Raw genomic sequence first — 9,156 nt, forward strand, 5'->3', positions numbered from 1 at the left:
AATCCTCTTTAAACTTTGTCAATTAATATACAAAATCGATAGATAAAATATTAATACTGAAAAGCATTATGATTAGTCAAAAAAAAGTAAAACGATTTTCTAAACTGACAACATCCTTAGCATTAAGTGGTGTATTAGCCAGTTCAAGTGTTTTTGCACAACACGACCCAACGCTTCCTTTCCAAGGGAAATTGGGTAAAACTTTCCAAGAAACGAAAGAAGTTTGGACAGAACATTCGCCTCAAGCGCCTAAAAATGCTCCTAATGTAGTCTGGATTTTGCTTGATGATGTGGGCTTTGGTGCTGTAAGTACTTATGGAGGTTTAATCAAAACACCTACGTTGGATAGCTTGGCAGCTAACGGTTTGCGTTATACCAATTTTCATACAACTGCTATTTGTTCGCCCACTCGTGCTGCTTTACTGACGGGGCGTAACTCACATTCAGTTCACATGGGCTTATTCCCTCAAACTGGTGGTGGAACCCCAGGGTATGATGGCTTTATGCCTTTTGAAAAAGCTACTATTGCCGAAATCTTACGAGAAAACGGTTATAATACGTATGCAGTTGGAAAATGGCATTTGACGCCAGCCAAAGAATCCACGCCAATTGGACCTTTCAATCGTTGGCCAACGGGCAGAGGATTCGACCATTATTATGGATTTTTAGGGGGTTCAACTGACCAATATTATCCAGTGGTGTGGGAAGATACCAAGAAGATAGTCCCAGAAAAAGGCAAATTATTTAGTACTCAAATGGCAGATAAAGCCATTAACCTAATTGCTGAACAAAAATCACTTGCTCCTGAAAAACCATTCTTCTTATATTTTACCCCAGGGGCTGGTCATGAACCACACCAAGTGGATAAATATTGGAGTGACCAATATAAAGGGAAATTTGATTTCGGTTGGGATAGATACCGAGAAATCGTTATCGAAAATCAAAAGCGTTTGGGCGTAATTCCTAAAGATGCCGTTTTGCCAGAACGTGGACCGGGTTTAAAAGCATGGGACTCACTATCTCCTGATGAAAAGAAAGTTTATGCCAAATTCTTTGAAGTATATGCAGGTTTCTTAACGCATATAGACTTTGAAATTGGGAGAGTACTTAATTTCTTGAAAGAAAGCGATCAGCTAGACAATACGCTCGTGATTGTTTCAGTAGGTGATAACGGGGCAAGTAAAGAAGGGACTTTTGAAGGAAGAGCGCATCGTAATTATGACCCAGATTTGACACCAGAACAACGTTTGAAGAAAAACCTTGCTTTAGTTGACCAAATCGGTACAGAATATTCAAGTCCAAATTATCCTTTGGGTTGGGCTCAGGCTACTAATACGCCTTTCAAACATTGGAAACAAGATGCCAATTCAGAGGGCGGAACGCATAATCCTTTGATTCTTTTCTGGCCAAAAGGTATTAAAGACAAAGGCGGTATTCGTAATCAATATACGCACTTGATTGATATTTTACCAACAACGATTGAATTGACGGGAGCAAAAGTACCGACAGTAATTAATGGTTATCCTCAAGAACCGATTGAAGGAACAAGCTTGGCTTTTAGCATTAATAATCCAAGTTTGCCTTCTCGCCATACCGTACAGCATTATGAAATCATGGGTTCTCGTTCGATTTATAAAGATGGGTGGAAAGCAGGTACTTTGCACGTAAAAAAACAGCCATTCGATAAAGATGTATGGGAATTATATAACCTAAATGAAGATTTCAACGAGCGTAATGATTTAGCAGCTAAGCATCCAGAGAAATTACAAGAATTAAAAGAGTTGTTTGACGCTCAGGCTTGGAAATACAATGTATATCCATTGAAAGACGGTACTGGCTCAGTACCTGCTCCTTCGCCAACCATTTTCGACAACCGTAAACAATTGGTTTTATATCCGCAAACTTCACAGCTATTTGAAGGTTCTGCGCCAAAATTGGGCGGTCGTTCATTAAGCATTAGTGCTGATGTAGTGGTACCAGAAAAAGGTGCTGATGGTGTGTTATTAGCAATTGGAGGAAGAGCAGGCGGATTGAGTTTGTATGTTCAGAAAAATCAATTGTGGTTTACTTACAACAATGGCGAAGAAAAAATATATGCTGCTTCAAGTGAGCCTATCAAAGCAGGAAAAAACATCTTGAAAGTAGACTTCAATTACCAAGGTGCTGAAAATATTAACAATGCTCTTGCAACAGCTATTTTGTATATCAACGATAAAAAAGTAGGTGAAATAAAAATCACAAGAACCTTACCTGCAGTTGGCTTCTATGAAAGTATAGAAGTGGGAAAAGACCAAATTACTGCCGTAACAGAAAAGTACAGTGTGCCTTTTAGTTATGCAGGTAAAATCAACCATGTAACGATTGATTTAAAGTAAACAGGATAGATGATTAGCTGGTAAATGCTATTTGCCAGCTAATCATTTCTTGGCTAAAAATATTCACTAACTAAAATGGAAAATATCAATAGAAGACAATTTTTAACTGCATCACTTATTCTTTCATCAATCCCTTTGTTGAAAGCGCAGACAGTTAATAGCACTGATACAGAAACGTTGGCGATTGCTAAAGAAGCATATATTTATGGTTTGCCTTTAGTCCTGACAGATTTAACAAGAATTGTAGGTAGCAGACCTTCTAATCAATTTCACCATAGCAGGGCTTTTCCTGACCATGCTTTCAAAGCCGTTGTTCGTCCTAATAATGATACTTTTTATTCTTCAGCTTTTCTGGATTTAGGAACAGAACCGATTATTTTAGAGATTCCTGATACACAAGATCGCTATGCTGTTGTACCACTAATGGATGCTTGGACAAACGTTTTTGCTTCATTTGGAAAAAGAACTACTGGTACAAAAGCTCAACGATATATTATAACAGGACCAAAATGGAAAGGTGTATTACCAACAGGTTTTGAAGAAGTAAAATCCCCTACAGATGTAGTCTGGATTATTAGTAGAATACAAGTAAATAGTCCAGAAGACGGAAAAAACTTTGTCAGTAAAATTCAAGATGGTTTGAAATTGAGACCATTAAGTCAATTAGACAAAAATGAGGTTACGACATCATCCAAAATTACTTATTCGGTAGAATCTTCGGAAGCTATCCAAGTATTAAAAGCGAAACGAAATGTAGTAGAAGCCCTCAAAAAATTAACTACTGAAGAATATTTCACTTATTTAAATGAGCTTTTAGTAAAAAATCCTGCTTTAGAAGCAGACAAAAAAGTAGTAGACAGATTTGCCAAAATTGGCATTAAAGCTGGCCAAAAATTCTCGCTAAATACCTTTGATCAAACAACTCAAACTGCTTTACAAAACTTACCTACAGAAGTAATAAACACCTTAGAAAAAGCAAGAACAATTCTTACGAATAACAACGAAAACAAACCTGACGTAACGATTGGACATTATGGAACCAATTATCAAAAAAGAGCAGCAGTAGCCTATTTTGGTTTAGGAGCATTAGGGCCAGAAGATGCGGTTTACCAAGGTTATCGCGAAGATGCTGAACACAAACCACTCAATGGTGAAAATCAGTATATTATACATTTTGAACCTAATAAAACACCTCCAGCTAAAGCCTTTTGGTCAATCACGCTTTATGATAAAGCAGGTTATCTTACCGAAAATGCTATTCGCAGATATGCCATTGGCGACAGGAGTAACCTTAAATATAATGCTGATGGTTCATTGGATATCTATATTCAACATGATAGCCCTGGTACTGATAAAGAAAATAATTGGTTACCTGCTCCTAAAGAAGATTTCAATTTATCTGTGAGAATCTATTGGGCAACAGATGAATATTTAAAAACAGGCAATTGGGTAAAGCCAGCTATAAGGAAAACAGCACTTTAAGCAGTAAACTATAGCCAATTATATTCTCGGCGTATAGCGTATTGCCTAAAGTATAAATATCAAATACTATGAAAAAAATATTAAGTACCATACTCTTCTTAAGCGTAATAAGTGTTGCTTCTGCACAAGATAAAGAAGAGGATGCCTTGTTTGCTACAGTCAAAAAATTTGTTGCTTTGGGAGAACATCGCACTGGTACAAAGGTTGATTTTGCTACTTCACAATGGTTAAAAACAGCATTAGACAAAATAGGTTTCCGCACTGAATTTGTTAATTTTCCAGTGAATCAATTTTTTTTTGAGGGTGGTAATATTATCGCTGATAATAAAAATTTAGACGCATTACCTCTTTGGCCCGTTGATCCAAAAGTTAATCAATCACAAAAAGGAATATTAATTGATGGTGATAGAACAACCGATATCAGCAAGCTGAAAGGAAAATTAGTACTGACTACGCTTCTTGTGTCAGGGGGTGCATTGAGTGAAGCCATCGAAAAACACCTTGAAAAATTCATTCAAGCAGGTGCTAAGGGTATTGTGGCCATCACTCCAAGCAATACTGGTGAAATTATAGCCCATAATACACGAGAAGAGACTAAACCTTGGAGCATACCTGTATGGCAAGTAGCCTCAAAAGATTCAACTGTTTTTAATAATGCAATAAAGTCGGGGACAGAAGTGTCCGTTACGATAAAAGGCTATAGCAAAGCGATTCAAGCCAGAAATATTGTTGGAAAAATTGGCAATGGAAAGCAATATGTAGTGATTTCAACACCTATCAGTGGCTGGTATACTTGTGGGGGTGAACGTGGGCCGGGCTTGGCGACATGGTTAAGCTTAGCGGAATGGGTAAGTAAAAATCGCTCGCAATTTGCTGACTATACTTTTGTTTTTACAGGAAATTCTGGTCATGAGTTAGATAATTTAGGAGCATTAACATTTGCGGAGAAAGCTGCCCCTAAATCCGAAGAAACTCGCCTTTGGATACACCTAGGAGCGGCCATTGCTACACGAGGGTGGAAGAAAGAAAATGGTGTTTTTATCCAGACAGATGAAGTGGATGCTAATAGAGGAATCTATTATGACGAATCGGTTGCTAGTGCTTTTGAAAAAGCCTTTGCTACTATAAAAGCAAGAAAAGGTAAAGGAACAGAGACCAATAAAGCCACGATAAAAGCGGGTGGAGAAGGCGGTTTATACAAAGAAAAAGGGTATAAAAATCTAGTTAGCTTGGCTTATGCCCATCGTTATCATCATGTAAAAACAGATGATGAAAACAATACCTCTCCTGCTTTGTTATTGGAAATTTCCAATGCTTTAAAAACCTTTATTTCGGAAGAATTGAAACATTAATTCCAAGCTAGATAACAGTAATAAAAATTATGAGGAAAGATGTTGTTTAGCCATAAACAACATTAAAATTTAATTGAAAATATAATACTAAATCGATAGAATATATATAATTAAATCGTTATGAAAGCAACTATCACTTCTTTCTCAACAAGATTTATAGGGTTGATTCCTCCCCTTGTCATCTTACTCATTACTGTTATCAGTAATCCAGATTTATTTAAGAAAAAACAACAAAATAAATTTAAAACAACCAATAGTTATCAAGTAAGTAATCAGAATAAACAATATAATTAACCCATTGATAAAATTATGAAAAAAATTAAACCAAAAATGAATCAATATTTATCCCTTTTAGCAGGCACAATATTGGTTACTTCGACAAGTAATGTCTTTGCTCAAGCAGAGCAGGAATGGAAAGGGAAAATTACTAAATCGCATACCACCTCAACGCCTTATAAAATAGACTATTTGAAAAAAGCCAAAGTGGGCTCACCCAATGTAGTTGTAATTATATTAGATGATGTTGGCTACGGTGCTTCTAGTGCTTTTGGAGGAGTAATCAATACGCCAAATTTTGAAGCATTAGCTAAGGGTGGTCTTAGTTATACGAACTTTCATACAACAGGCATTTGCTCGCCTACGCGTTCTGCTTTATTGACTGGTCGTAATCATCATTCAGTGGGCATGGGGCTTTTCCCTCATTTTTATCTTTCGGCTGATTATCCTGGTTATGACGGTCATATCAAACCCACTAAGGGAACCATTGCAGAAGTGCTTCGTGAAAACGGATATAGTACCTATCAATTAGGTAAATGGCACTTAACCCCAGATGAAGAAAGTACAGATTTAGGGCCTTTCGACCGCTGGCCATCAGGCAAGGGCTTCGACCATAATTTTGGTTTCTTGGGTGGTGCTACTGACCAGTACAAGCCTGATTTAGTAGAAGATAACTTGCATATTAAACCAGATGGCAGACACTTAACAGCACAGTTGACAGATAAAGCCATTAGTTATATTACTAAGCAAAAAACGCTTGCTCCTAATAAACCATTCTTTTTATACTTCGCTCCGGGTGCTACTCATGCTCCGCATCAGGTAGATAAAGTTTGGTCTGATAAGTACAAAGGGAAATTTGATGCTGGCTGGGATGCTTTCAGAGAACAAGTCTTTGCCAATCAGAAAAAGTTAGGTGTAATTCCAGCGAATGCTATTTTACCTGACAGAAATGATTTTATCAAAGCTTGGAAAGATTTGCCTGCTGAAGAACAACATTTGTATGCACGCTTCATGGAAGTATATGCAGGTTTCTTGGAATATACTGATTATGAAGTGGGTCGTTTGGTGAATCATTTGAAAGAAACCAATCAATTAGATAATACAGCAATCTTCGTAATCATTGGTGATAATGGAGGTAGCAAAGAAGGTACTGAGTATGGTGTAACCAATAAAAATCTACGTTTTGGAGCAGAAGGAACAACCCGTGAAGAATACAAAAAATATATCTTGACCGAGTACGACAAAATCGGAACACCTAATGTATTAAGTTTAGCAAACTATCCTTTAGGTTGGGCTCAGGCAACGAATACGCCTTTCAAATTCTGGAAAAGTGATGCCAATGCTGAAGGTGCAACACACAACCCTCTGATTGTTCATTACCCGAATGGTATCAAAGAAAAAGGTGCTATTCGTACTCAGTTTGGTCACGTAACTGATATTCTTCCAACGATTGAAGAAATCACAGGCGTTACTCAACCAGAAGTAATTAAAGGCATCAAGCAAGACCCAATTCATGGAAAAAGTTTGGTGTATTCATTCGGTAATGCCAAGGCTCCTGAGCAACATACGCAACAATACTTTACTATTTTTGGTAACAGAGCCATTTATAAGGACGGTTGGAAAGCAGGTGCTGCACATCACCCAAATACATTAGAAACTTTTGGGTTTAAAGGTGAAGCACTGCCTGTTATCGAAAACAATCCTGATAAAGATGAATGGGAATTGTACAACCTCACAGAAGATTTCAATGAAAGAGTAAACCTTGCTAAAAAGTATCCTGAGAAACTAAAAGAATTGAAGGCTCTTTTTGATTCAGAAGCTACTAAATATAATGTTTATCCATTAATTGATGTTCAACATGCTGCTGAACGATTCAGACTTCAATTGAGTGGGGGTGGTAAGTAATTGTGAATTAGTCAATTGTGAGTTAGTGATTATTAATCTTGTAATAATAATCATTAACTCACAATTCTGTGTATAAGGTATTTAGTTGCTCATAGAATAGGCTTTAGTGCTAGTAAAATCATTAACATAAAAAAGGAATAAATGACTTTCAATTATCTAATTTTTAACATTGATTGTCATCAACCCAAAAGAAAATCCACAAAATATATGAAAAAATATCTTTTAACATTCGTCCTTGTTACAACAGTAATCGTGGCTAATGCACAAACGGCAACACATCAGGCGTACACTCAAAAAACTGCTAATAAAGTGGTTGTTACAGAACAATTGAGCAAGAAAATTCTGAAAGAAATCAAAACAGGGAAAGCCTATTTAGTTGATGTCAGAACACCCGAAGAATATAGCACTAAGCACCTACAGTATGCTCAAAACATCAATATTCGTTCTGAAAAATTTGCGGATGAAATCAAGCAGTTAGACAAATCAAAGAAGATTTATCTGTATTGTCGCTCGGGTAATAGAAGTGGCAAAGCAGCAGATACCTTGCAAACATTTGGCTACAATTTTGGCTATAATATTGGAGCATTAGATAGTTTGGTCGTAAAAGGATTACCTGTAGAAAAATAAAAATGCTAAAGAAAATTATACTTATTGGGCTATTGTTTAGCTCGATTCCACAGCTATTATTAGCCCAGAAAAAGCAACCTAATATCGTCATCATCCTAGCTGACGATTTAGGTTTTTCTGATATTGGGGCCTTTGGTTCTGAAATCAAGACGCCTAATTTAGATAGACTTGCCAACAACGGTTTAATACTTACCCAATTTTACAATGCTGGGCGTTGCTGTCCTTCTAGGGCTTCTTTACTAACAGGCTTGTATTCGCATCAAGCAGGTGTGGGTGATATGGTACAAGACAAAGGCTTTCCGTCCTATCAAGGCTATTTGAATGACCATTGTATTACTATCGGGCAAGCGTTAAAGCAAGCAGGATATTCAACCATTGTTTCAGGTAAATGGCACGTGGGTTTAGTACCCTCGGCTTGGGCTGTGAATCGTGGTTTTGATGAGTCTTTTACCTTACAAAATAACGGGAGTAGTTATTTCAACTCGCAACCATTGTATAATGATGGGCGTATAGTTACTTTTTTAGAAGGTGGTAAAGAAATTACTCGTTCAGATACTTCAAAATATCTTACACAAGCCATTACTGATTTTGCTATCAATGCGTTAGACAAACAAAGCAAAAACAAAAAGCCTTTCTTTTTATATCTTACCTATAATGCTCCTCATTGGCCAATTCAAGCTTTGCCCGAAGATATTGAAAAATACAAAGGCAAGTATCTGGCTGGCTGGGATAAACTTCGTGAGAAACGATATAAAGCATTACAAACAAAGGGTATTATAGACCAAAAATGGGCACTATCTAATCGTTTTGAAAATGTGCCCGATTGGGAACAATTAAGCCCTGAGGAAAAAGATAAATGGGATACTCGCATGGCAATTTATGCTGCCATGATTAATAGAATGGATGCTGGTATTGGCGAAGTGTTACAAAAAATAAAACAACTTGGAGAAGACAAAAATACGATAGTATTATTCCTTTCAGACAATGGAGGCAGTGCCGACGATGTAAAAAACTGGAATTACGTAACTCAAAAAAATGGTAAAGCTGGTTCGGTAGCATCTAATTAGCTTTCATGAAATAACCGTTCCTTTGTATTTTGGTTAATGTTTTTACAAATTGTTCCAAGAAAGTTATCTGGG

General features: G+C 36.9%; 7 protein-coding genes. All 7 read left to right on the forward strand.

Annotated features, from left to right (window positions below):
* Positions 1 to 68 precede the first annotated feature (68 nt).
* The 7 genes from AC07N0_RS18100 (at position 69) to AC07N0_RS18130 (ending at position 9,084) form a co-directional block, all read left to right on the forward strand.
* A complete protein-coding gene (locus AC07N0_RS18100) occupies positions 69 to 2,375 on the forward strand; it encodes an arylsulfatase (RefSeq protein WP_494590319.1) in 2,307 nt (768 codons plus the stop codon).
* Between the two features lie 75 nt (positions 2,376 to 2,450).
* Positions 2,451 to 3,857, forward strand: a complete 1,407-nt coding sequence (locus AC07N0_RS18105) for a DUF1254 domain-containing protein (protein ID WP_494590320.1) — start codon at positions 2,451 to 2,453, stop codon at positions 3,855 to 3,857.
* Between the two features lie 68 nt (positions 3,858 to 3,925).
* Positions 3,926 to 5,209 (forward strand): hypothetical protein, encoded by a 1,284-nt coding sequence (locus AC07N0_RS18110; protein ID WP_494590321.1) that lies wholly within the window; start codon positions 3,926 to 3,928, stop codon positions 5,207 to 5,209.
* Between the two features lie 120 nt (positions 5,210 to 5,329).
* The gene (locus tag AC07N0_RS18115) at positions 5,330 to 5,503 is read left to right on the forward strand and encodes a hypothetical protein (RefSeq protein ID WP_492803940.1); all 174 of its coding nucleotides are present in this window, start codon (positions 5,330 to 5,332) and stop codon (positions 5,501 to 5,503) included.
* Between the two features lie 15 nt (positions 5,504 to 5,518).
* Positions 5,519 to 7,390 carry an arylsulfatase gene (locus AC07N0_RS18120; protein ID WP_494590322.1) on the forward strand — a complete coding sequence of 624 codons (1,872 nt, stop codon included), beginning with the start codon at positions 5,519 to 5,521 and terminating at the stop codon, positions 7,388 to 7,390.
* A 207-nt stretch (positions 7,391 to 7,597) separates the two neighbouring features.
* Complete coding sequence (locus tag AC07N0_RS18125) at positions 7,598 to 8,017, forward strand: rhodanese-like domain-containing protein (RefSeq protein ID WP_494590324.1); 420 nt, start codon at positions 7,598 to 7,600, stop codon at positions 8,015 to 8,017.
* A 2-nt stretch (positions 8,018 to 8,019) separates the two neighbouring features.
* Positions 8,020 to 9,084, forward strand: a complete 1,065-nt coding sequence (locus tag AC07N0_RS18130) for a sulfatase-like hydrolase/transferase (RefSeq protein ID WP_494590326.1) — start codon at positions 8,020 to 8,022, stop codon at positions 9,082 to 9,084.
* Positions 9,085 to 9,156: the final 72 nt, after the last annotated feature.

Source organism: Arcicella sp. GW821-FHT09D11, from assembly GCF_059416265.1.

Coding starts and splice junctions, on each gene's coding strand:
- AC07N0_RS18105 (WP_494590320.1), top strand. CDS start 2,451: ATGGAAAATATCAATAGAAGACAATTTTTAACTGCATCACTTATTCTT.
- AC07N0_RS18120 (WP_494590322.1), top strand. CDS start 5,519: ATGAAAAAAATTAAACCAAAAATGAATCAATATTTATCCCTTTTAGCA.
- AC07N0_RS18125 (WP_494590324.1), top strand. CDS start 7,598: ATGAAAAAATATCTTTTAACATTCGTCCTTGTTACAACAGTAATCGTG.
- AC07N0_RS18110 (WP_494590321.1), top strand. CDS start 3,926: ATGAAAAAAATATTAAGTACCATACTCTTCTTAAGCGTAATAAGTGTT.
- AC07N0_RS18100 (WP_494590319.1), top strand. CDS start 69: ATGATTAGTCAAAAAAAAGTAAAACGATTTTCTAAACTGACAACATCC.
- AC07N0_RS18130 (WP_494590326.1), top strand. CDS start 8,020: ATGCTAAAGAAAATTATACTTATTGGGCTATTGTTTAGCTCGATTCCA.
- AC07N0_RS18115 (WP_492803940.1), top strand. CDS start 5,330: ATGAAAGCAACTATCACTTCTTTCTCAACAAGATTTATAGGGTTGATT.